The sequence below is a fragment of the Actinomadura sp. KC06 genome (assembly GCF_004348735.1).
Classification (GTDB): domain Bacteria; phylum Actinomycetota; class Actinomycetes; order Streptosporangiales; family Streptosporangiaceae; genus Spirillospora.
Genome location: NZ_SMKT01000052.1, coordinates 15,117 through 37,152, shown reverse-complemented (window position 1 = coordinate 37,152; position 22,036 = coordinate 15,117). Strand labels below are relative to the sequence as shown.

The following is a 22,036-nucleotide window of genomic DNA, read 5'->3' as shown; positions in this document are numbered from 1 at the left end:
TCGGACGGTCCATAACGTGTTAGCGTGGGCGCATGGCGCGGCCGAGGAAGTTCGAGGAGGAGCGGGCGGTCGAGGCCGCCATGCGGGCGTTCTGGACGGACGGCTACGAGGCGACCTCCACCCAGGAGCTGTGCGACGCCACCGGCCTCGGACGAAGCAGCATCTACAACACGTTCAGGAGCAAGCACGACCTGTTCGAGAAGGCCCTCGCCCACTACATGGACGTCAAGACGGCCAACATCGTCCAGGTCTTGGAGGACGGTAGCCGTCCGGTACGGGAGCGTCTGCGGACGATCCTGGGGTGGGCCGTCGAACCCGAGCCCGGCGATCCGGCCGGTTGCCTGGTCGTGAACACGATGGTGGAGCTGGCGCCGCGCGACGAGACGATCGCCGAGCGGCTGAAGCGGGACGAGCGGCGGCGGCTGACGGCCCTGACCGCGGCCATCGAGGAAGGGATCCGGTCCGGGGAGATCGACCGGAGCAAGGACGCGAAGGCGCTGGCGCATTTCGTCGTCTCGACGGTCAGCGGCATGCGGGTCGTGGCTCGCGGCGGCGCCGACGGGCGCACGCTCGCCTCGATCGCAGACACCGCCATGAACGCCATCTAAGCCAACAGCGCATATGCCCGTCCGTCCGCACGACCAAGTTTTGAACTGAACCATCCAATACAGAGGAGCGAGACCGATGCCACTGGCCGTCTTCGTGCTCGGGCTGGCGATCTTCGCGCAGGGGACGTCGGAGCTGATGCTGGCGGGGCTGCTGCCCGGCATGGCGGACGATCTCGGCGTGTCCGTGCCGGCGGCGGGGCTGCTGATCTCGGCGTTCGCGATCGGGATGCTCGCCGGCGCGCCGGTGCTCGCCGTCCTGACGCGGCGCTGGCCGCATCGGCGGGCGCTGCTGGCGTTCCTCGCCGTGTTCACCGCGACGCACGTGATCGGCGCGCTGACGTCCGACTATGGGGTGCTGTTCGCGACACGGGTCGTGGGCGCGTTCGTCTACGCCGGGTTCTGGGCGGTGGCGGCGGCGACGGCGATCGGCCTCGTCCCGGCGAACGCGCGCGGGCGGGCGATGGGGATCCTCGCGGGCGGGCTCACGGTCGCGGCGATCGTGGGGCTCCCGGCCGGGACGGTCATCGGGCAGCATCTCGGCTGGCGGGCCGCGTTCTGGACGGTCGCGGCGATGTCGGTGGTCGCGATGGCGGGGGTGGCGGCAACGATCCCGGCCGGACGCTCGTCCGGCGAGGTCCCCCGTATGCGGGACGAACTGCGCGCGGTGGCCGTCCCCAGGCTGTGGCTGCTGTACGGGACGATCGCCCTGGCCACGAGCGGGCTGATGGTCACGTTCAGCTATCTGGGCGCCTTGCTGGAGGAGACGACCCGCGTCGCGGAGGCGTGGGTGCCGGGCGTGCTCGCCCTGTATGGGCTGGGCGCGCTCATCGGCATCACGGCCGGCGGCCCGACGGCCGACACGCGAGGCGTCCAGACCCTGTACGTGGGTTTCGGCGGGCTCGTCCTGGTGTCGGTGGCGCTGGCCCTGACGGCCGGGTCGCCCGCGCCCGCGGTGGCGCTGGTGTTCCTGCTGGGCCTGGTCGGATTCGGGACGAACCCGACGCTCAACTCGCGGGCGTTCGGGATCGTGGAGGGTTCGGCGACGCTGGTGGCGGCCGGGAACGTGGTCGCGTTCAACGTCGGGATCACGGCGGGCCCGTGGCTCGGCGGTCTCGCGATCGACGCGGGGGCCGGGCTCGCGTCCACGGCCTGGATCGGGGCCGTCCTCGGCCTGCTGGCACTGGGCGCGGTCGCGCTCGGCCACGGCCGCGACCGGACCGCGAAGGCGGCCGGAGTCACGCCCCGGACGAAGGTGAACGCATGACCGGAGGGCCGGCGCGCGGAGCTCGGCGCGCCGACCCGGTTCGTGGCGGTCAGCCGCAGGAGTCGGCCCGGAAGCCCCACAGGGCGCGCTTGCGGGCGTGTTCGGCGATCGTCCAGATGCGGTGCTGGCCGCGGTAGCAAGACAGATCCTCGGGCCCGTGCGAGATGGTGCGGCGGGTGACGCGGTTCCACCCGTCCCAGTCCCGGGACGTCATGAGGAGCCGTCCGCGCTTCTGGCCCCTGCCCTGGGTGAACCACCAGCGGCCGTGCGTCCTGACGCCGCCCTGGATCCTGTCGCCCGGCAGGGCGGCGGCCCAGTCGGCGTGGGCGACGCCGCCCCCGGAAAGCGCCCACAGCGGCCAGGTGACCACGCGTCCCTGCGGCGCCTTCGGCTTGCAGTACTCGCCCGCGATGAGGGCGTGCCGCCACGTGGTGCGGTCGACCGCGATCCAGGACATGCGCAGCGGGCCCGAGCCGTGGCATTTGCCGCTGGTGCTGCCGCGAGTGAAATGCCAGCTGCCCGTCTGCGCCATGACGTAGCGGTGGCCGTGGCCGTAGTACTTCTTGCCGTGCAGCCCGACCCGCCCCGCGTGGCCCGTGGACCCGGCCTTGCTCTTGCTCAGGTCGTAGATCTGCCGGATGTCGAATTCGCGGACGCCGTGGCGCGTGTCGGCCACGTACAGCTTGGAGCCGTACCAGGCGATGCCCCCGGCGTGGATGCCGATGTCGGTGTAGGTCGGCCGTCCGCGCTTCATCGTCGGGTAGACGAGCAGGACGTGCCGGTACGTGCGCCTCGCGGGGTTGACGAACGTCAGCCTGACCCTGCCGCTGTCGTGCCACGACACGAGCAGGGGCCTGCCGCCGCCGGGCAGCCGCTCGTTCGCCATCGCGTCCGAGACGCTCGTGACGCCCTGCGGGACCCACTTCCCGGTCGCGCTGTCCGCCCTGTCGAAGCAGTAGACGAGCGAGCGGGCGGGCACGGCGGCCGGCTTCCCGCAGCCGTGGCCGAGCCTGCGCTGCCCGGACGCGGTGAGCAGCGCGTCCACGCTGCTGCGTTCGAGCCTGCCGCCCAGCGTGCGGAGCGGCCCGCCGCGGTCGGAGACCCGGCGCAGATCGAAGTCACGAAGGTTCGGGGCCGCCACGGCCGCCTGCGCTGACGCCTGCGCCGACGCCTGCGCAGGCAGTGCCTGGACGGCGCTCGCCACGAGCACGGCCACCGCGACGGCCACGCCGTCCCGCCGGCGAAGCCCGGTCACTGTACGCTGCAAGATGATCACATTCCGCAACGTATCCCGATCCGGGGCCACCAATGGTGAAGAGATGACATTGGGAGATGCAACTTAGTTTTCGCGCCTCATTACGTCGCGCGAGTGAACCACCGGCCCGCCCCGGGCGTCGCGGACGGGACGGCCCGCGGGAACGACGGACGGGACGGCCCGGAGACCGTCCCGCCCGCGAATCCCCCTTATCAGCGGAGCTTGCACGTCCCGGTGCTGGACTTCGACGGGTCGCTCTCCGAGGTCGCCGTCACGGGCAGGTCGGCCTTGCGATGGCCGCGGCGCGCGGCCTTCGCCCACACCTCGACCTCCGTGCTGCCCTTCGCCTGCGCGGTGGCCAGCTCGTTCGGGAGCCAGGTCGTCCAGCCGCTCGGCGCGCCGGCCTTGAGCCGGAACACGTCGGAGCCGTGGTGGCCGGTGCCGCCCTTGCCCTTGTTCTGGAGCGTCAGCGTGCACTTCATCCAGCCGGCGCCGGTCGGCTGCCCCTGGGCGTTGCCGAGCTGGACGCCGCGCGTCTGCGGTCCGGAGCCGTCCAGCGACCGGATCGCGACCGTGTACGCCAGGATGCCCTTCTGGTCGCGCTCCACGTCCAGGACGTAGAAGTGCAGCCGGTTGGCCTGGTCGACGTACTCGTACTCGCTGCCGGAGTTCGTCCCGGCGTGGAACAGGGCGTCCGAGAGCTGCCGGTAGTCGCCGATGGTCATCTTCACCGGGGTGCCGTCCGGCAGGACGAAGTCGACCTTGTCGATGTCCTGCGGGTTGGCGTCCTTGACCCAGATGAACGGGGCCTTGTCCTCGTTCTTGGTCTTCGCCAGCAGGACGCCTGAGTCCGGGGTGAAGGAGTCGGTGCCCATGCGGTCGACGACCTCAAGGGTGTAGTTGTCGTAGCCGCCCTCGTCGCACAGCGGGTCGGTCTTGGGGTCGCACTTCGGGCTCTTGTCGCCGCCCGGGCCGAGCTTGAGGTTGATGCCCGTGAGGCCGCCCTTGCCGGGCACGACGGACCGGGCCGTCACCCGCGCCACGACGGCACCGGACGCGGCCAGCCTCTCCCGGTCGAGTTGAAGCACGTGGTCCGGGTCGACCATTTCGAGCTTCAGCTTGTTGCGCAGCATGTGCTGCGCGCCCATGGAGCCGCCGCCCGTCGCGGGGATCGTCCACCGGCTGTGGGGGCCGCCGGGCCCGTTGAACGTGCCGCGGCTCAGCATGTCCCAGATGCCGCTGTAGGCGCGGCGCGGCGGGTTGCTGTACGGGTTGTTGTAGTTGTCGGCGATGCCGAGGATATGGCTGAACTCGTGGGCGAAGACCGACATGCCGGAACTCTCGGCCTGGGTGGACGACTCGCCGAAGATGGCGTTCGGCCAGATGGTGGAGCCGGCCTGCCAGGACGTCCACGGGACGTACCGGGTCCGCACCCAGTTCGTCAGGCCCGGGTCGCCGGGACCCCATTCCGCGGGCACGTTCTCCTTAGTGCCGAACTTCATCTCGCCGAACTCCTGCCAGGTGGACGACTCGTCCTGCCCGGCGCTGAGGAAGAACACGAAGTCGAACTTCTTCGCGGTCTCCTCGCCGACGTCGGCGACCCAGGCGGCCCGCGCGTCCTTGCGCAGGTCGCGGTTGCAGGTGTCGCCGGCGGGGCAGCCCGTCCCGCCCTGCATGCCGTCCACGCCGTACTCGTGGTCCTTGGCGGGCATCTTGTAGGCGCCGAAACCGGTGAGGTTCACCCCGAACCGGCCGCCGGAGTCCTCCATCCAGTACTCGTGGAGGGTGTGGCCGCGGTTGAGCTCACCCGGCTTGTTGAGGAACTCCTCGTAGAACTTGGCGACCTTGTCGCGCGGGACGTCGCCGACCCCGACCGGGTTGCCGAAGATCGAGGAGTTCTTCGGCTGCGTCACCACGAACGGCTGGTTGGCGTAGTCGACCAGCACGACGGCGCCGTTGAAGGTCTTGACCGAGCCCTTCTTCGACGGGTCTGCCCAGTTCGTGTCCGGGATCTGCTTGTAGTCGTCCCAGGTCATCGTCTCCGGCATCTCGAAGTTCTGCGGATCGATGGGACGCGGCGCGCCGTGCGCGAAGCTCTGCGGCGAGGGCTGGGCGCGCTGCCACGGCTGCGTCTGCGGCCAGTGCTTCATCTGCCATGGGTTGGCGGTGGGTTTCGGGATGGGCGGACTCGGCGGCGCGGCGGCGGCCGGGAAGGCCGCGAGTCCCACGACCAGCCCCATCACCGCCGCGGGCACCACCAGCATGTTCTTGGCGCGCATGTCTCCCCTGCCTCAAGGTGGGTTGCGGGGAGAAAGTAAAGAAAGGGGGATACGCCCGGCTACGGCCGACTTAGCCGATCTATTGCCGTTTGGCATGGCATGTCGGACGATGCGACCAGGTCAGCCCCCGGATGCGCCCGTGGAGCCGGCGGGTGCCAGGTCAGGCCAGCAGGTCACGCTCGGCCACGACGATCCCGTCCTCGTCGCTGTAGAGCCAGTCGCCCGGACGGAACTCCACGGCGCCGAACATCACCGGCACGTCCACCGCGCCGACGCCGTCCTTGGCGCTCTTGCGCGGATTCGACCCGAGCGCCTTGGCGCCCAGGTCCAGTTCACGGAGCGCCGCCACGTCCCGGACCGCGCCGTTGATCACCACCCCGGCCCAGCCGTTCGCCACCGCGGCCGCCGCGATCATGTCCCCCATCAGCGCGGACGCCAGCGACCCCGCGCCGTCCACGACGAGCACCCGGCCCTCGGACGGCGTGTTGAGCAGCTTCTTCACCAGCCCGTTGTCGCGGTTGCAGCGCACGGTCGTCACCCGTCCGGCGAACGACAGGCGCGCACCGTACTGCCGGAACTGCGTCCGGCAGCTGCGCAGCTCGTCCCCGAAATCGTCGACGAGGTCGGCGGTCGTGAACTTCATGTCCGGCACCCTAGCGACCCCGGCACCCCCAGCGACATCGGAGCACCCCGATGGCTCAGCGGGACGGCGCGTCGATGGGGCGGCCGATCAGCCGGGACAGGACGATCGCAGTCTTCGTCGCCGTGATGTTGTTCTCGCGGCGCAGCCGTTCGAGCGCCTGCTCCAGGTGCTGGATGTCGCGGGCCCGCACGTGCACCAGGGCGCTGGCGTCACCGCTGATCGTGTACGCCGCGACCACCTCGGGATGCCCCCGGACGCTTGAGTAGATCTCCTCCGGGGACGTCGCACCCGTGCAGAAGATCTCGATGAACGCCTCGGTCGTCCAGCCGAGCGCGGCCGGGTCGACGACGGCCGCGAAGCCGGTGATGACGCCGTCCGCGCGGAGCCGGTCGACGCGCCGTTTCACCGCCGGAGCCGACAGCCCGACCTTGTCCCCGATCTGCGCGTACGAGGCGCGCCCGTCCTCAAGAAGCCGTGCAACGATTCGACGGTCGAGCTCGTCAAGACGCAACAAATAACACCCCCAAAGTCGGTTTTCGTCATTGGTCGACGGTCGATCCCGAACATACGCTGGATATCGGACCGGCGGCCACCCGACCCGCCCGGCCCTTCCTCCCCGGCACCGGACGCCGTCCGGTGTCCCAGCCATGCCCGGGTAGACCTGCCGGGCCGAGCCGCGAAGGAGCGTCGTGACGCCGACCCAGAAGCCGCGCGCGGTGTCCACCAGGGAGCTGCGCGCGATGTCCGACGAGCACAGCGCGCACAACTACCACCCGCTCCCCATCGTGGTCGCCGAGGCCGAGGGCGTGTGGATCACGGACGTCGAAGGACGCCGCTACCTCGACATGCTGGCCGCCTACTCCGCGGTCAACTTCGGGCACCGCAACCCGCGCCTCACCGAGGCCGCGAAGCGGCAGATGGACCGCGTCACGCTGGTGAGCCGCGCGTTCGACCACGACAACTTCGGGCCGTTCGTCACCGAGCTCGCCGAGCTGTGCGGCAAGGACATGGTGCTGCCGATGAACAGCGGCGCCGAAGGCGTCGAGACCGCGCTGAAGACCGCCCGCAAATGGGGATACGAGGTCAAGGGCGTCCCCGCGGACCAGGCGAACATCATCACGTTCGAGGGGAACTTCCACGGCCGCACCACCACGATCGTCAGCTTCTCCACCGACGCCGACGCCAAGGACTCCTACGGCCCCTACACGCCGGGCTTCCGCACCGTCCCGTACGGGGACGCCGAGGCCCTGAAGGCCGCGATGGACGGCTCGACGGTCGGCGTGCTGATCGAGCCGATCCAGGGCGAGGCGGGCGTGAACGTCCCGCCGAGCGGGTTCCTGCGCGCGGTGCGGGACCTGTGCACCGCGGGCGGCGCCCTGATGATCGCGGACGAGATCCAGTCGGGCCTCGGCCGCACCGGCGCCACCTTCGCCTGCGAGCACGAGGACGTCGTCCCCGACATCTACATCCTCGGCAAGGCCCTCGGCGGCGGGATCATGCCGGTCTCGGCCGTGGTCGCGGACGCCGACGTCCTCGGCGTCTTCCGGCCGGGCCAGCACGGCTCCACGTTCGGCGGCAACCCGCTCGCCTGCGCCATCGGCCGCGAGGTCGTCGCGATGCTGAAGACGGGCGAGTACCAGGAACGTTCCAGGACGCTCGGCGCGCACATGCACGAGCGCCTCGGACGGCTGCCCGGCGACATCGCTCGCGAGGTGCGGGGGCGCGGGCTGTGGGCGGGCGTCGAACTCCACGGCAAGGCCCGTCCGGTCAGCGAGCGCCTCATGGACCTCGGCGTCCTCGTCAAGGAGACGCACGAGACCACCCTCCGCCTCGCCCCGCCCCTGACCATCGAGCGTGAAGACCTCGACTGGGCCCTGGACCAACTGGACATCGCCCTCAAGGGCTGAGCCGTGTCGGCCCAGGGGGGCGACCCCCTGGAACCCCCGTTGCGAGCCGGTCGATCCTCACGCCACGGTGCGGGTTTCCGCGACCGTGCGGGTCTGTGACGTGGCGCTGCGGTCGCCCGGCTCGGCGGGTCGTGCGACCTCCGGCGCTGGCCGCCTCCGGCCGCACGACCCGTGACCCTCGGCTGAGGTCCCGGCTAGGGGAGCGTGGGGTCCGGTCCGTTTGGTCAGGGCAAACTCCAATCTCGTCAAAGACTCGCCCGTCCGCCCGCATGGTGCCGGGACGGGCCCGCCCCCGGCATGCAGGGTGGGCGCATGCTGCGGAACAGGAGTAGGCGCCAGGTGATCATCGGATGCGGTGCGGTGGCGCTGGGCCTCCTGCTGCTCGTCGGAGGCGGCCTCTACCTGCTGCAGCGCACCTACGACGGGGACGTGCGGCGCATCGCCGGGGCGCTGCCGTCGCCGGGCGGGCGTCCCGCGCCCGGCGGCGGCGGCGAGAACTGGCTGCTGATCGGGTCCGACCGGCGGGCGGACATCCCGTCGATGGGCGCGCGGGCCGACGCGATCATGCTGGTGCACCTGTCCGGGCGCGGCGACCGCGTGTCGGTGATCGCGATCCCGCGGGACGGGTGGGTGCCCGTCCCCGGGCACGGCACCACGAAGATCAACGCCGCGTTCGCGCACGGCGGGCCCGCGCTGCTGATCAGGACGGTGGAGCAGCTCACGGGCGTCCGCGTCGACCACTACGCCGCGCTCGACTTCGGCGGGTTCGTGCAGATGACCGACGCGCTCGGCGGCGTGGACGTCACCATCACCAAGAAGACCCACGACCCGAAGCACGACCGCACCTGGCAGGCCGGCCGCCAGCACCTGGACGGCGTCGAGGCGCTGGACTTCGTCCGGCAGCGCTGGAACCTCCCGGACGGCGACCTCGACCGGATCAAGCGGCAGCAGGCGTTCCTGCACGCCCTGGCGGAGAAGGCGCTCGACACCCGCAACCCGATCAAGATCGACCGGTTCATCCGGGCGGCGACGCGGTCGGTGACCGTGGACGACTCCGTGACGTCCGGCACGCTGCGCGGGCTCGCGCACCGCCTGCTGCGCACGTCGCTGCGGGAGTACCTGACCACCCCGGTCGCGGGGACGGACCAGCGGGAGGGGCAGAGCATCGTGCTCCTGGACGACGGCCGCGCGCGGGCGCTTTTCACGGCCGTCCGGGACGACCGGGTCGGCGAGTACGTGACCCGAAACGGCGCGGGGAACGCGGTCGACGCCGTGCGCTGACATGGCGAGTGCTCGTAGAAAACGGTTGTAACGGACTCATCTACATGGATTAGTCTAAGCGGACTAATCCGTCCAACCATGAGGCCGTTCCATGTCCCGACCCCTCACGCCGCTCGCGCTGACCGTGCTGCGCATGCTGTGCGACGGGCCCATGCACCCGTACGAGATGCAGCAGCGCATCCGCGACCACGCCTACGACCAGGCCGTCAAGATCACGCACGGCGCGCTGTACCACTCGGTGGAGCGGCTCGCCGGGGCCGGGCTGATCGAGCCGCTGGAGACGAGCCGCGAGGGCCGCCGTCCCGAACGCACCGTGTACGCGGTGACCAGCGCCGGACGCGACGCCGCGCACATCAGGCTCGCCGAGCTCCTCGCGCGTCCCGACGAGGAGTTCCCGCTGTACGGCACCGCGCTGGCGTTCATCAACCTGCTGCCGGAGACCGAGGTCGCGCGGCAGCTGCGGCATCGCGCGGTCGCGCTGGAGGCGCTCCTCGCCGGGCACCAGACGGCCCATGAAGCGCTCCTGAAGACCGGGCTGGAGCGGTACAAGCTGATCGACCAGGAATGGCTGATCAACCGGGTCCGCGCCGAGCTCGACTTCACCCGGAGCCTGGCGGACGACCTGGACTCCGGCCGCCTCACCTGGAAGGACGACGACGCCACCCGCCCGGCGAACATGACGGGGAGCACCTCATGAGCAGATGGCGCGGGAATCCCTGGGCGATCCTCCTGACGCTCTCGCTCGGCTTCTTCATGACGCTGCTCGACCTGACGATCGTGAACATCGCGATCCCGAGCATCACCGAGAAGCTGGACGCCTCGCTCGACCAGGTCCTGTGGGTCATCAACGCCTACGTCCTGGTGCTGGCCGTCCTGCTGATCACCGCGGGCCGGCTCGGCGACCTGTGGGGCAAGAAGAACCTGTTCATCGCCGGTGTGACGCTGTTCACCCTGTCCAGCCTGGTATGCGGGATCGCGCAGGACCCGGCGCAGCTCATCGCGGGCCGCGCCCTCCAGGGCCTCGGCGCCGCGCTGCTGATGCCGCAGACCATGTCGATGATCATCGCGGTGTTCCCGCCGGAACGGCGCGGCACCGCCCTCGGCGTCTGGGGCGCGGTGGCCGGGGTGTCCACCATCGCCGGGCCGACGCTCGGCGGGCTGCTGGTCACCCACCTCGACTGGCGGTGGATCTTCTTCGTGAACCTGCCGATCGGCGTGCTCGTGCTGTGCATGGCCGTGCCGATCCTGCCCGGCCACATACCCGGCTTCCGGCACAAGTTCGACCTGACGGGCGTGCTGCTGGCGTCCGCCGCGCTGTTCTGCGTGACGTTCGCGCTCACCGAGGGCCAGAAGTTCGAGTGGAACGCCGTCATCTGGGGGCTGATCGCCGCGGGCGCCGTCCTGTTCGCGGTCTTCGTCGCGCAGCAGCGCACCCGCCAGGACGCCGAGCCGCTCGTCCCGTTCTCACTGTTCAGGGACCGCAATTTCACGATCCTGAACCTCGTCGGCGCGGCCGTCTCGATCGGCATGATCGGCATGATCCTGCCGCTGACGATCTACATGCAGTCGGTGCTGGGGTTCAGCGCCCTCAAGGCGGGGCTCGTCCTGGCGCCGTCCTCGGTCATGTCGATGTTCCTCGCGCCCGTCGCGGGACGGCTGTCGGACCGCATCGGCGGCAAGTACATCCTGATGGCGGGCCTCGTCCTCTACGCCGCCGGGATGCTCTGGGTCGCCGCCATCGCCCAGGTAGGGACCGACTGGACCGCCTTCATCGCCCCGCTCGCCATAGCCGGGATCGGCATCGGCGGCGTGTTCGCCCCGATGGCCACCGAGGCGACCAGGAACGTCCCGCCGCGGCTCGCGGGCGCCGCGTCCGGGGTCAACAACACGATCCGGCAGGTCGGCTCCGTGCTCGGCGCGGCGGCGGTCGGCGCGCTCTTGCAGAACCAGCTCGCCTCGTCGCTGCGGGACGAGGCGACGGCCCGCTCGTCCGCCCTGCCGCCCGATGTGCGCCCGAGTTTCGTCCGGGGCTTCGCGGAGGCCGCCAAGGGCGGGCTGGAGGTCGGCGCCGGGCAGAGCGGGGCGAAGGAGCAGCTCCCGCCCGGCATCTCGCCGAGCGTGGCGGACCGCCTCCACGAGCTGGCCGCGCAGGTGTTCTCGCACGGGTTCGTGCACGCCATGAAGCCGGCCATGTTCCTGCCGATCGGCGTGATGTTCCTCGGCGCCGCGGCCTGCCTGGCACTGAGGGGGCACCGGTCCGGGAAGCCCGCCGCCGCCGACGCGGAACCGGCGCACGTCACCACCTGAAACCGGCCGGGGCCTTACTGGCCGGTGCGGCCCGTCCGGCCGGCTCGGCCGAGGAGCCACTGCCCGGACGGCCCGGCGGGACGGACGCGCAGCACGGCGAGCACCGCCGCGGCCAGCCCGCCGATGATGTAGACGTACCCGGCGTAGTTGGTCTTGTCGCTCAGCTCCGAGGGCATGACGAGATCGCCGCCTGGCCCCTCGTTCGACAGGATGAACACGACGATCAGCCAGGCGAGCACCATGATGACGGGGCCCGTCCGGCCGCCCATCCCCCAGCCCGCCAGCCGCACCACGGCGAACAGCACCAGGGCGAGGACGATCGACGCGACCGGCACCCGGTCCACCGTCCAGTCCTGGACGAACGAGCCGACCACCCCGTACACGGCGCCGAGCAGCCCGAGCACCGCGTAGGCGGCGCCGGACACGACCGCGTCGAGCGGGGCCTCGCCGTCCGGCACGGGCGGCACGGAATGCCCCGGCGGCACGGAATGCCCCGGCGGCACGGGATGCCCCGGCGGACCGCCGTGCGCGGGAAGGCCCTGCTTGGCGAGGCTCACCCGGGTCTCGTCATCGTGTTCGTCCACGGACTCCAGGGTATAGAGGCGCTCAGCCGCGCGGGTCCGCCAGCCCGGCGAACAGGTCGCGCTCGCGGCGCCCGGCGCCGACCGGGCCCGGCTCGCCCGCCTGGAGGATGAAGTACTCGGTGCCGAACGCCTGCTGGCCCAGGTTGTTCGACAGCGCGAAGAACGGCCCGACCTGCTCGGGCGCCACGACGATCTGGGTGCGGTGGGCGCGCAGGGCGCTGAGCTTGGCGGCCAGGTGCGCGCGGGCGTCCACGACCGTGGTGACCTGCCCGTCGGGGACGCCGGACCCGAGCTCGTCCAGCCCGGCGACGCGCGCGAACGGCAGCTTCGCCTCCCGCATCACGGCGATCGCGCGGGCGAGGACGGTCCGCGGCGTGGCGTAGGCGTAGAACTTGGCGGCCCGCCACGGCTCGGCGCCGTCCTCGTGGGCGGGGTCGGCGGCAAGCTCGAACGCCCGCCACGCGACGCGGTGCGCCTGGATGTGGTCGGGGTGGCCGTAGTTGCCGCGCTCGTCATAGGTGACGATCACCTGCGGCCGGACGTCCCGGATCACGGCGACGAGGTCCAGCGCCGCGGTGTCGACGTCGGCGCGCCAGAAGCAGCGCGGGTCGTCGTTGGTGGGCGCGCCCATCATCCCGGAGTCGCGCCAGCGGCCCGGGCCGCCGAGGAAGCGGTGGTCGCGGACGCCGAGCGCCGCGCACGCCGCCGCGAGCTCACCGATCCGGTGCTCGCCGAGGCGGTCCTCCTTGTCGGAGGCCAGATGGCGCAGCTCCTCGGGGATGACCTCGCCCTCCTCGCCCAGCGTGCACGTGACGAGACAGACGTGGGCGCCCTCGGCGGCGTACTTGGCCATGGTCGCCCCGGTCCCGATGGACTCGTCGTCCGGATGGGCGTGGACGAACAGGATCCGCGGCTCCTTCATAGGAAACGAGCCTACTCAGGGGCCGGAGCACGGTGGTCGACCGCCCTGCCCGGGCGGGTCCCGCGGCCCCGCACCAGCGGCTCAGGGAACGGCGGGCGGCGGCTGACCGCCGGCACCACCGCCACCGCCGCCACCACCGTCGTCGGGCGGCGTGGTCGTCGGCGGGGTCGGCGTGTCGTCGTCGGTCGGGGTGGTCGGCGGCGTGCCGTCGTCGGTCGGGGTGGTCGGCGGAGGCTCGGTGTCCGGCGGGGGCGTGTTCTCGCGCGTCCGGGTGCGGGTCGGCGTCGGCTCTTCCTCCTCCTCCGTCGTCGGCGCCTCCGAGACGGACCCGGAGTCGGTGACCGACGGGGAGACGGGCGAGGACGGGTCGTTGCTCCCGCGGGTAGCCGCGTACACGCCCACGACCAGCGCCAGGACGAGGATCGCGGCGACGGCCGCGACGATCGGCCACTTGGACTTGCGCTCCGGCTCCCAGTCGTCGTACCCGGCGCGGCGGCCGCCGGGCGGCGGACCGGCCCCGTACGGGGAGCGCGCGGGCGGCAGGTTGCCGGTGTACTCGGCCGGGGACACGCGGCGTGTCGCCCCGCCCGGCGGCTGCGTCCGTCCGGCCGCGGCCGCCATCCCGGCGCCGGCGATGCCGCCCGCCGCGAGCGTGGAGCCCTCGGCGAGCATGGTGGTGGCCTGCGCGGGGTCGTCCATGCGGGTCGGCCCGCCGCCCGGGCCGCTGCCGATCAGCGCCATCATGAGCTGCTGCGCGGTCGGCCGCCGCTCCGGCTCCTTGACCAGGCACGCGGCGATCATCCGGTGCAGGTCGGCGGGCACGCCCTCCAGCGACGGCGGCTCGTGCATCACCCGGTTGATCACCGCGACGACGGTGTCGTCGCCGAACGGCGGGCGCCCGGTCGCGGCGAACACGATCGTGGTGGCCCAGGCCCACACGTCCACGGCCTCGGTGAGGGTGGCGCCCGCCACCTGCTCGGGCGCCATGTACGACGGGGTGCCGATCGCCTTCGTCGCGTTGGTCTGGTCGGTGTCGAAGGCCCGCGCGATGCCGAAGTCGATCACCCGCGGGCCGTCCGGCGCCATGATCACGTTGTGCGGCTTGAAGTCGCGGTGCACGATCCCGGCCTGGTGGATCGCGACCAGCGCGGTCGCGGTGCCGATCGCGAGCCGCTCCAGCGTCGCCCCGGAGATCGGGCCGCCCTCGGTGACCTGCTTGAACAGCGAGGGGCCCGGCACGTACTCGCTGGCGATGTAGGGCTGGTCGCCCGCGACGTCGGCCTCCAGGACCTGCGCGGTGCAGAACCGCGCCACCTGCTTGGCGGCCTGCGCCTCCCGGACGAACCGGTTGCGGGCCATCGCGTCGGCGGCCAGGTCGGCGCGCAGCAGCTTGATGGCGGCCTTGTTCCCGGAGGCGTCGAGGCCGGCGTAGACGACTCCCTGGCCGCCCTCGCCGAGCCGTTCGACGATCTCGTACGAGCCCAGCCGCCGGGGATCTCCCGGCTGCAGCTCCGGCATGGACCACTCCTCAGAGCGCGACGACAAATGTGCTTGGGGAAGCTTTGAGCTTACGCGAGGCCGGTACCGGGCACGTGACATTCCCGGCTCACCAGGCGACGACCCGTGATCATAGGGGTACGGGGCCGCCGCGCGCCGCACTTCCTCCGCCCGATTTCACCCGGACGCCGCTCGATTCCACCCAGACGCCCGCCCGATTCCGTCCGGCCGCTCTGCGGCGAGGCGATCCGCGGCTGGCAGACTCGGATTCCATGAGCATCAGCTATCCGCGGCAGAGCGCCCGCACGCGAAGGTTCAGCCTCGGCGTCCCGCGCGCCTTCCAGATCGCACCGGACGAGTCCCGGGTCGCGTTCCTGCGCACCAGGGCGGGCGACGACCCGGTGACCTGCCTGTGGACGCTGGACACCGGCACCGGCGAGGAGCGGTGCGTCGCCGACCCGGCGGCGCTCGACGTCCCCGGCGAGGAGAACCTGCCCGCCGAGGAGCGGGCCCGGCGCGAGCGCGCCCGCGAGCAGGCGGGCGGCATCGTCGGCTACGCCACCGACCGGGCCATGCGGCAGGCCGCCTTCACCCTGGGCGGACGCCTCTACGTCGCCGATCTCGACACCGCGATCGTGCGCGAGCTGCCCGCGCAGGAGCCCGTCTTCGACCCGCGCCCCGACCCCGCCGGGCGCCGGATCGCCTACGTGTCGGGCCGGACGCTGCGCCTCATCGAGATGGACGGCACGGACGACCGGGCGCTCGTCCAGCCGGAGTCCGACCAGGTCTCCTACGGTCTCGCGGAGTTCGTCGCGGCGGAGGAGATGGACCGGATGCGGGGGCACTGGTGGGCCCCGGACGGCGGGACGCTGCTGGCCGCCCGCGTCGACGAGACGCCCGTGCTGCGCTGGCACATCGCCGACCCCGCGAACCCGGAGGCGCCGCCCGCCGAGATCGCCTACCCGGCGGCGGGCACCCCGAACGCGCTGGTGGGGCTGGTGCTGTTCAAGATCGACGGCGGTCGTCCGGACGCCAGGACGGCGGTGGCGTGGGACCGGGGCATGTTCCCCTACGTCGTCACGGCCGCGTGGGACCGGCATGGGCTGCTGATCGTCGTCCAGCCGCGCGACCAGCGGTCCCAGCGGGTGCTGAGCGTCGACCCGGCGTCGGGCGAGACGACCCTCCTGCACACCGAGTCGGACGCGGCGTGGACCGATATCGTCGCCGGGCTGCCCGCCCGGACCGGCGACGGCGACCTCGTCTGGGTCACCGAGGACCGCGCGGCCGGCACCCGGCGGATCACCGTCGCCGGGGAGCCCGTCACGCCCGGCGGGCTGCAGGTCCGGTCGGTTCTAGGGGTGGACGGACGATCCATTCTGTTCACCGCGTCGGAGGAGCCCACCGAGGTCCACCTCTACACCTGGAACGACGGCGAGGTGGCCCGGCACACCGAAGGGCAGGGCGTCTTCAGCGGGACGGCCTCCGGCGAGATCACGGTGGTCGCGGGCGCGCGGCTGGACCGTCCCGGCACTGAGGTCGAGGTGCGGACGCCGTCCGGCACCCACCCGGTCGTGTCGCTCGCGGAGACGCCGGTGATCACGCCGCGGGTGGAGCTGCTGCGCTCGGGCGACCACGAGATCCGGACCGCGGTCCTGCTGCCCACGGGGTGGAAGTCCGGCGACGGGCGGCTGCCCGTCCTCATGGACCCCTACGGCGGGCCGGGGGCGCAGCGCGTCCTCGCCGTCCAGCGCATGTACTGCGAGGCGCAGTGGCTGGCCGACCAGGGCTTCGCCGTCGTGATCGCCGACGGCCGCGGCACCCCGGGACGCGGCCCTGAGTGGGACCGCGCCGTCCACGGCGACTTCACCGGGCCCGTCCTGGACGACCAGATCACCGCGCTGATCGAGGCGGCGCGCCGGAACCCCGCCGCGTTCGACCTCGACCGCGTCGGGATCCGCGGCTGGTCGTTCGGCGGCTGGCTCGCGGCGCTCGCCGTGCTCCGCCGCCCGGACGTGTTCCACGCCGGCGTCGCGGGCGCGCCGGTCACCGACTGGCGCCTGTACGACACCCACTACACCGAGCGCTACCTGGGCCATCCCGACGAGGAGCCGGAGAACTACGCCGCGAACTCCCTCATCGAGTCGGCCGGCGAGCTGAAGCGCCCGCTCATGATCATCCACGGCCTGGCGGACGACAACGTCGTCGCGGCCCACACGCTGCGCCTGTCGTCGGCGCTGCTCGCGGCGGGACGCCCGCACACCGTCCTGCCCCTGTCGGGCGTCACGCACATGACTCCGCAGGAAGTCGTCGCGGAGAACCTGATGCACTTGCAGGTGGACTTCCTCAAGACCGCCCTGGCGAAGTAGGCCGTCCGCGCCGCGCTCAGGCTCCGTGCCAGGACCGCCAGAGCGCGGCGTAGGAGCCGTTCGCGGCGATGAGTTCGTCGTGGGTGCCGAGTTCGGTGATGCGGCCGTCCTCCACGACGGCGACGCGATCGGCGTCGTGCGCGGTGTGGAGGCGGTGCGCGATCGCCACGACGGTCCGCCCGTCGAGGACGGCGGCGAGCGAGCGCTCCAGGCGGCGGGCCGCGCGCGGGTCGAGGAGCGAGGTCGCCTCGTCCAGGACGAGCGTGTGCGGATCCGCCAGGACGAGCCGCGCCAGCGCGAGCTGCTGCGCCTGGGCGGGCGACAGCGTCTCGCCGCCGGAGCCGACGACGGTGCCGAGGTCGGGCCCGTCCCAGTCGACCGCGGCGAGGACCCGCTCGATGTCGGCGTCGGACGCGCCCGGACGGGCCATCACAAGGTTCTCTCGGATCGTCCCGCGGAACACGTGATGCTCCTGCGTGACCAGGGAGACATGGCCACGCAGATCGTCCAGGGGAAGCTCGACCAGCGGCACATCGCCTCCGGCCTCGCCGATTGCGACCCTCCCTGAGCGCGGGCCGTCCACCCCGGCGAGCAGGCGGCCGAGCGTGGACTTGCCCGCGCCGCTGGGCCCGACCATCGCGAGCCGCTCACCGGGTCTCAGGTCGAGATCCACGCCGTGCAGGACGTCCTGCCCCGGGCGGTAGGCGTAGCGGACGTCGCGGGCCGTGAGCCGCTCCCCTTCCGGGCTGCGGCCGTTCGGCGTCCGGTCCGGCGGGACGTTGCCGACGCCGAGCAGGCGGGCCAGGGACGCGCCGCCGAGCTGCAGCTCGTCCAGCCAGGACAGCAGCGTGTCCACCGGCTGGATGAGCTGCTGCGCGTACAGGGTCGCGGCGGTGACCTGCGCGAGCGACGCCATGTCGTGGATGTAGAGGAAGCCTCCGGCCACCAGGGTCGTCACGACGGGCAGCACGAAACCGAACTCGGCCGCCGGGAACACCACCATGCGCAGCCGCAGCGTGTACCGCTCGGCCTTGTACGAGCGGGCGATGTCGGCGTCGCCGCGGGCGTGGCGGCGGCCGGCGAGGCCGAGCGCCTCGACCGTCCGGGCGCCCTGGACGGTCTCGGTGAGCCCGTCCGCGATCCGCGACCAGGACTCGTTCTCCCGCATGTAGCCGCCGTGCGCGCGGGGCAGGTACCAGCGCCACACCGCCCACAGCATCGGGACGGCGACCAGCGCGGGCAGCGCGACGAGCGGCCCGTTCAGCAGCAGCGCGCCGACCGTGAACCCGCCGACGACGATCGCGACGAGCGTCTCCGGCATCGCGTACCGGACGGACGTGCCGAGCGTGTCCACGTCCCGGGACGCGCGGGTGACCAGGTCGCCGGTGCCCGCCCGCTCGACCCGCGACAGCGGCAGGGCCAGGACGCGGTCGACGAACTCCTCGCGCAGCTCCGCCAGCACGCGCTCGCCCAGCTTCGCGGACGCGAGGTAGGCGAACCTGGTCAGCACGGCCTGCACGATCACGAAGGCGGCGATGGCCAGGCCGGTCGTGTCGACGTCGGCGCGGCCGTCGCGGACGTCCTCGACGAGCGCGCCGAGCAGGCGCGGCGTCACCAGGCCCGTCACGGCGGCGAGGGCGTGCAGGGCCAGCACGGCGGCCAGGTCGCGCGGGTGCCGCACGACGAGCCGCCGCGCGTACGCGCGCACCTGCGCGGGCGTCGCGACAGGCAGTGTCTCCGCGCTCACCGTCCTGCCCTTTCCGCTGGTTCCGTCGCTTCTCCTCTGGTGACGGTGGCCGCGTAGCGCGGCTCGGTCTCCAGCAGGTCGCGGTGCGTTCCTTCTGCGACGATCTGGCCGTCCTGGACGAAGGCCACGTGGTCGGCCCGGTCCAGCATGAGCGGGCTTGTCGTGCACACCACGGTGGTGCGTCCCGCCCGCGCTGGACGGAGCCTGTCGGCGATACGCGCCTCGGTGTGCGCGTCGACGGCGCTGGTGGGCTCCACTAGGACGAGGACGTCCGGGTCGGCGGCGAGCGCCCGTGCGAGCCGGAGCCGTTGCTGCTGGCCGCCGGAGAACTCCCGTCCGGCCTCTGCCACATAGGCGTCCAATCCGGAAGACGCGACGACGTCTTCGGCGCATGCGGAATGGATCGCGGCGCGCAAAGTGGCCTCGTCTTTGTCGGGCGCCAGTGACTCGCTCAATGGCCCGGCGAAGAGGCGGTCCTCGTTCACCGCGACCAGGATCCGCTTCCTGAGGTCCGCCACCGCGTACAGTGGGACGCCGCCGTAGTCGACCTCGCCGGGCGCGTACCGGCCGAGCCGGTCGGCGATCGCCTGCGCGTCGCGCGGGTCGGCCGCGGCGATCGCGGTGACCCGTCCCGGCCGCACGACCAGCCCGGACGCGATGTCGACCAGGTCGCCGCCCGCCGCCGGACGGGCGGTCCCGGCGTCCGGCAGCTCGGGGTCGATGGCCAGCAGCGCGGTGACCCGCCCCGCCGCCACCAGCCCCTTGGTGATCTTGCCGGCGGCCTCGCCCAGGGTCTTCAGCGGGACGATCAGGAAGACGGCGTAGCCGTAGAACGCGACCAGCTCGCCGACACCGATCGTCCCGTTGACGGCGAACCGGGCGCCGACCCACGTCACCAGCGCGATCAGCAGGCCGGGGAGCAGCACCTCGGCGCCGCTCAGCCGCGTCTCGGCCCGCGCGGCGGCGACCCCCGCCGCCCGCACCCGCTGTGACTCGGCGCGGTAGCGGCGGGAGAACAGCGGCTCGCCGCCGATGCCGCGCAGCACCCGCAGGCCCGCGACCAGGTCGGTGGCGTGCGTGCTCAGCTCGCCGACGAGCTCCCGGTGCGCCAGTTCCCGGTCCCGGTAGGGGCGCAGCAGCGGCGCCGCGATGGCGAGGATCAGCGGGACGCCCACCAGCACGATCAGCCCCAGCGGCGGCGACGTCGACAGCAGGATGCCCGCCACGGCGACGATCGCGACGACGGCGCCCGACCCGCGGGAGACGATGTCGAGGGTGTCGCCGATGTGCGAGACGTCCGACAGACCGATGCTGACGACCTCGCCCGCGCTCAGCCGCTTCGGCAGCGTCCCGCCGAGGCGGGTGGACTGGCGGGTGACGAGCTGGACCGTCCGGTACGCGGCCGACAGCCAGTTGAACACCGCGAACCGGTGCCGGAACGCGCCGGTCACGGCCGCCAGGACGCCGAGACCGAGCAGCACGCCGCCCCACGCCAGCAGGGCGCGCTCGTCCCGCGCCACGACGCCGTCGCCGATGGCGCGGCCGATCGCGGCGGGCATGAGGGCCTGGCTGAGCATCCACACGACGCCGAGAAGCGCGCCGGCGGTGCAACTGCGCCATTGGACGCGCAGCAGCCACAGGAGGTAGCGCGCTGGGGTTCTGTGGTCGGGGCTGCCAGGATCTTTTTCCGGCAACGGCTTCACGGACGAAGGTTATGCAGCCGATCGCCCTCAGTTCGACTGGTTTTTCAGCAGGCGGGTTCGGTTTCGGACCGTCCGTAAACAGCCCTGCGGGGGAGCCCCTAGGGTGCGCCGGGGCGTGCGGACACGCTAAGGTCGGATCGACGGAGCGCCCCCTCCCTCCGCTCCATGAGCCGGGAACCCGGCGGCTAGGCCAATGCCGCTCCCCCGGCGCGCCCGTACCGCTCCCCCCTGCGGCCGCAGGAATAAAGCGGAACGCGCAAGCCGTTGCCAGTGCCGTCGCAAGCCCGACTTCGGAAGCATTGTGAGCACCTTCAGTCATCAGACGCATCCCTTCACGCCCGGGGCAGAGGACAGGATCGAGCTGCTCCTCATCGACGACGACCCCTCCGACGTCCTCCTGGTCGAGAAGATGCTCGCCGAGAGCGGCCTGGACGTCGGGATCGAGGTCGCCGGCGACCTCGCCACCGCGCGGCGGGCGCTGACGCGGCGCACCCAGTGCATCCTCGTCGACCTGTCCACCCCCGGCATCGACCGGCTGGAGGGGCTGCGGCAGGTGCTCGCGCTGTCCGGGGCGGCCGCCGTGGTCGTCCTCACCGGGCTGGACGACGCGCACCTCGGCGTGCAGGCCGTCGCGGCCGGAGCCGAGGACTACCTGGTGAAACAGGAGGTCGACGCGCCTTTGCTGGCCCGTGCCGTCCGCTACGCCATCGAGCGCAAGCGGTCGGAGGAGACCGAGCGGCGGCTGGTCGAGGCCCGCATCCTCGGCCGCGAGAACGCCCGGCTGGAGCGCGGGCTGCTGCCCGTCCCGCTGATCGACGACCCGTCGCTGCGGCACCACACCCGCTACCGGCCCGGCCGGCGGCGGGCGCTGCTCGGCGGCGACTTCTACGACACGGTGCAGACCGAGGGCGGCGCCGTCCACCTGATGATCGGGGACGTCGCGGGCCACGGCCCGGACGAGGCGGCCCTCGGCGTCCAGCTCCGGATGGCGTGGCGGACGCTCGTCCTCGCCGGGCACACCGGCGAGCAGCTCCTCGGCACCCTCGACACCGTCCTCGGCCACGAGCGGCGCAACGAGGAGATCTTCACCACACTCTGCATGATCACGATCGCGCCGTCCCGGCGGACCGCCCGGATGCACCTGGCCGGGCATCCCGCGCCGCTGCTCTTCCGCGAGACGCCCGGCATCCCGGGAGCGGGCGGTTTCGAGGTCTCGGCGCTGCCGGAGTACGCGCACGGGCCCGCGCTCGGGCTGGTGCCCGGCGCGGAGTGGCCGACGACCGAGATCGACCTCGGCGAGTCCTGGAGCCTGCTGCTCTACACCGACGGCCTGATCGAGGGACGGGTCGGCGAGGGCTCCGAGCGGCTCGGCACCGATGGCCTGGTCGAGCTGGCGCACGCGGCGCGCGGCAAGGACATCGCCGGACGGTCGCTCATCGACGAGCTCGTCGGCGAAGTGGAACGTCTCAACGGTGGCGCGCTGACCGACGACCTGGCCGTCCTTCTCCTGTCCCGCCAGGTCTGAGGTGTTCTCTGGATCACTCCGGGACGGGTTCCCGGACGTCCTGTGAAGTCACTCACCTGCCCGTTTGTCGCCGAAGACGCTTAATGCCCGTTCTGCTCGCTTCATAGCCTGCGGCTATGAAAACGAGTGCCCTGATGACTTGGAACTC

Annotated in this window: 17 protein-coding genes; 8 read left to right on the top strand and 9 right to left on the bottom strand. The window is 72.3% G+C overall.

Going from position 1 to position 22,036, the window contains the following annotated elements; translation table 11 throughout:
* Positions 1 to 32: 32 nt before the first annotated feature.
* Positions 33 to 608 (top strand): TetR/AcrR family transcriptional regulator, encoded by a 576-nt coding sequence (locus E1287_RS18525; protein ID WP_131966209.1) that lies wholly within the window; start codon positions 33 to 35, stop codon positions 606 to 608.
* Between the two features lie 76 nt (positions 609 to 684).
* Positions 685 to 1,872, top strand: a complete 1,188-nt coding sequence (locus E1287_RS18520) for a Cmx/CmrA family chloramphenicol efflux MFS transporter (protein ID WP_131966208.1) — start codon at positions 685 to 687, stop codon at positions 1,870 to 1,872.
* 49 nt (positions 1,873 to 1,921) lie between these two features.
* On the opposite strand, the gene E1287_RS18515 is transcribed toward E1287_RS18520, so the two are convergent.
* The 4 genes from E1287_RS18515 to E1287_RS18500 all read right to left on the bottom strand — a co-directional run bounded on the left by E1287_RS18515 (position 1,922) and on the right by E1287_RS18500 (position 6,560).
* Positions 1,922 to 3,127, bottom strand: a complete 1,206-nt coding sequence (locus E1287_RS18515; protein ID WP_131966207.1) for a hypothetical protein — start codon at positions 3,125 to 3,127, stop codon at positions 1,922 to 1,924.
* Positions 3,128 to 3,339: 212 nt separating this feature from the next.
* On the bottom strand, positions 3,340 to 5,406 hold the full coding sequence (locus E1287_RS18510) for a M6 family metalloprotease domain-containing protein (protein WP_243719170.1): 2,067 nt from the start codon (positions 5,404 to 5,406) through the stop codon (positions 3,340 to 3,342).
* A 160-nt stretch (positions 5,407 to 5,566) separates the two neighbouring features.
* Positions 5,567 to 6,049 (bottom strand): ribonuclease E activity regulator RraA, encoded by a 483-nt coding sequence (gene rraA, locus E1287_RS18505; RefSeq protein ID WP_131966206.1) that lies wholly within the window; start codon positions 6,047 to 6,049, stop codon positions 5,567 to 5,569.
* A 55-nt stretch (positions 6,050 to 6,104) separates the two neighbouring features.
* A complete protein-coding gene (locus E1287_RS18500; RefSeq protein WP_131966205.1) occupies positions 6,105 to 6,560 on the bottom strand; it encodes an Lrp/AsnC family transcriptional regulator in 456 nt (151 codons plus the stop codon).
* Positions 6,561 to 6,789: 229 nt separating this feature from the next.
* Here E1287_RS18500 and rocD point away from each other — a divergent pair, with 229 nt between their 5' ends.
* From rocD to E1287_RS18480, 4 genes are all read left to right on the top strand, one after another.
* Entirely contained in the window at positions 6,790 to 7,956 is a 1,167-nt protein-coding gene (rocD, locus tag E1287_RS18495) for an ornithine--oxo-acid transaminase (protein ID WP_131966219.1), read from the top strand.
* Positions 7,957 to 8,268: 312 nt separating this feature from the next.
* Positions 8,269 to 9,237 carry an LCP family protein gene (locus tag E1287_RS18490; RefSeq protein ID WP_165969078.1) on the top strand — a complete coding sequence of 323 codons (969 nt, stop codon included), beginning with the start codon at positions 8,269 to 8,271 and terminating at the stop codon, positions 9,235 to 9,237.
* A gap of 91 nt (positions 9,238 to 9,328) precedes the next feature.
* Positions 9,329 to 9,934 carry a PadR family transcriptional regulator gene (locus tag E1287_RS18485; protein ID WP_131966203.1) on the top strand — a complete coding sequence of 202 codons (606 nt, stop codon included), beginning with the start codon at positions 9,329 to 9,331 and terminating at the stop codon, positions 9,932 to 9,934.
* Positions 9,931 to 11,544, top strand: coding sequence for a DHA2 family efflux MFS transporter permease subunit (locus tag E1287_RS18480; protein ID WP_131966202.1), 1,614 nt, complete (start codon positions 9,931 to 9,933; stop codon positions 11,542 to 11,544). The genes E1287_RS18485 and E1287_RS18480 overlap by 4 nt, the downstream gene beginning before the upstream one ends.
* A gap of 14 nt (positions 11,545 to 11,558) precedes the next feature.
* On the opposite strand, the gene E1287_RS18475 is transcribed toward E1287_RS18480, so the two are convergent.
* The 3 genes from E1287_RS18475 to E1287_RS18465 all read right to left on the bottom strand — a co-directional run bounded on the left by E1287_RS18475 (position 11,559) and on the right by E1287_RS18465 (position 14,568).
* Positions 11,559 to 12,128 carry a DUF6113 family protein gene (locus E1287_RS18475; protein ID WP_131966201.1) on the bottom strand — a complete coding sequence of 190 codons (570 nt, stop codon included), beginning with the start codon at positions 12,126 to 12,128 and terminating at the stop codon, positions 11,559 to 11,561.
* A gap of 22 nt (positions 12,129 to 12,150) precedes the next feature.
* Entirely contained in the window at positions 12,151 to 13,050 is a 900-nt protein-coding gene (gene mshB / locus E1287_RS18470; protein ID WP_131966200.1) for an N-acetyl-1-D-myo-inositol-2-amino-2-deoxy-alpha-D-glucopyranoside deacetylase, read from the bottom strand.
* A gap of 81 nt (positions 13,051 to 13,131) precedes the next feature.
* Positions 13,132 to 14,568, bottom strand: a complete 1,437-nt coding sequence (locus E1287_RS18465; RefSeq protein ID WP_131966199.1) for a serine/threonine-protein kinase — start codon at positions 14,566 to 14,568, stop codon at positions 13,132 to 13,134.
* 251 nt (positions 14,569 to 14,819) lie between these two features.
* Between E1287_RS18465 and E1287_RS18460 the strand changes: the two genes are divergently transcribed.
* Entirely contained in the window at positions 14,820 to 16,913 is a 2,094-nt protein-coding gene (locus E1287_RS18460; protein WP_131966198.1) for a prolyl oligopeptidase family serine peptidase, read from the top strand.
* A 16-nt stretch (positions 16,914 to 16,929) separates the two neighbouring features.
* Here the strand turns inward: E1287_RS18460 and E1287_RS18455 are convergent, their stop codons facing one another.
* Together E1287_RS18455 and E1287_RS18450 are read right to left on the bottom strand one after the other, a co-directional pair.
* Entirely contained in the window at positions 16,930 to 18,660 is a 1,731-nt protein-coding gene (locus tag E1287_RS18455) for an ABC transporter ATP-binding protein (protein ID WP_131966197.1), read from the bottom strand.
* Positions 18,657 to 20,363 carry an ABC transporter ATP-binding protein gene (locus E1287_RS18450; protein WP_131966196.1) on the bottom strand — a complete coding sequence of 569 codons (1,707 nt, stop codon included), beginning with the start codon at positions 20,361 to 20,363 and terminating at the stop codon, positions 18,657 to 18,659. The genes E1287_RS18455 and E1287_RS18450 overlap by 4 nt, the downstream gene beginning before the upstream one ends.
* Positions 20,364 to 20,664: 301 nt before the next feature.
* Between E1287_RS18450 and E1287_RS18445 the strand changes: the two genes are divergently transcribed.
* Positions 20,665 to 21,888 carry a SpoIIE family protein phosphatase gene (locus E1287_RS18445; protein WP_243719168.1) on the top strand — a complete coding sequence of 408 codons (1,224 nt, stop codon included), beginning with the start codon at positions 20,665 to 20,667 and terminating at the stop codon, positions 21,886 to 21,888.
* The last annotated feature ends 148 nt before the right edge of the window (positions 21,889 to 22,036 follow it).

What these genes read in the sequence shown, in the direction of transcription:
- E1287_RS18525 (WP_131966209.1), top strand. Translation starts at nt 33, where the DNA reads ATGGCGCGGCCGAGGAAGTTCGAGGAGGAGCGGGCGGTCGAGGCCGCC.
- E1287_RS18520 (WP_131966208.1), top strand. Translation starts at nt 685, where the DNA reads ATGCCACTGGCCGTCTTCGTGCTCGGGCTGGCGATCTTCGCGCAGGGG.
- E1287_RS18510 (WP_243719170.1), bottom strand. Translation starts at nt 5,406, where the DNA reads ATGCGCGCCAAGAACATGCTGGTGGTGCCCGCGGCGGTGATGGGGCTG.
- rraA (WP_131966206.1), bottom strand. Translation starts at nt 6,049, where the DNA reads ATGAAGTTCACGACCGCCGACCTCGTCGACGATTTCGGGGACGAGCTG.
- rocD (WP_131966219.1), top strand. Translation starts at nt 6,790, where the DNA reads ATGTCCGACGAGCACAGCGCGCACAACTACCACCCGCTCCCCATCGTG.
- E1287_RS18490 (WP_165969078.1), top strand. Translation starts at nt 8,269, where the DNA reads ATGCTGCGGAACAGGAGTAGGCGCCAGGTGATCATCGGATGCGGTGCG.
- E1287_RS18485 (WP_131966203.1), top strand. Translation starts at nt 9,329, where the DNA reads ATGTCCCGACCCCTCACGCCGCTCGCGCTGACCGTGCTGCGCATGCTG.
- E1287_RS18480 (WP_131966202.1), top strand. Translation starts at nt 9,931, where the DNA reads ATGAGCAGATGGCGCGGGAATCCCTGGGCGATCCTCCTGACGCTCTCG.
- mshB (WP_131966200.1), bottom strand. Translation starts at nt 13,050, where the DNA reads ATGAAGGAGCCGCGGATCCTGTTCGTCCACGCCCATCCGGACGACGAG.
- E1287_RS18465 (WP_131966199.1), bottom strand. Translation starts at nt 14,568, where the DNA reads ATGCCGGAGCTGCAGCCGGGAGATCCCCGGCGGCTGGGCTCGTACGAG.
- E1287_RS18460 (WP_131966198.1), top strand. Translation starts at nt 14,820, where the DNA reads ATGAGCATCAGCTATCCGCGGCAGAGCGCCCGCACGCGAAGGTTCAGC.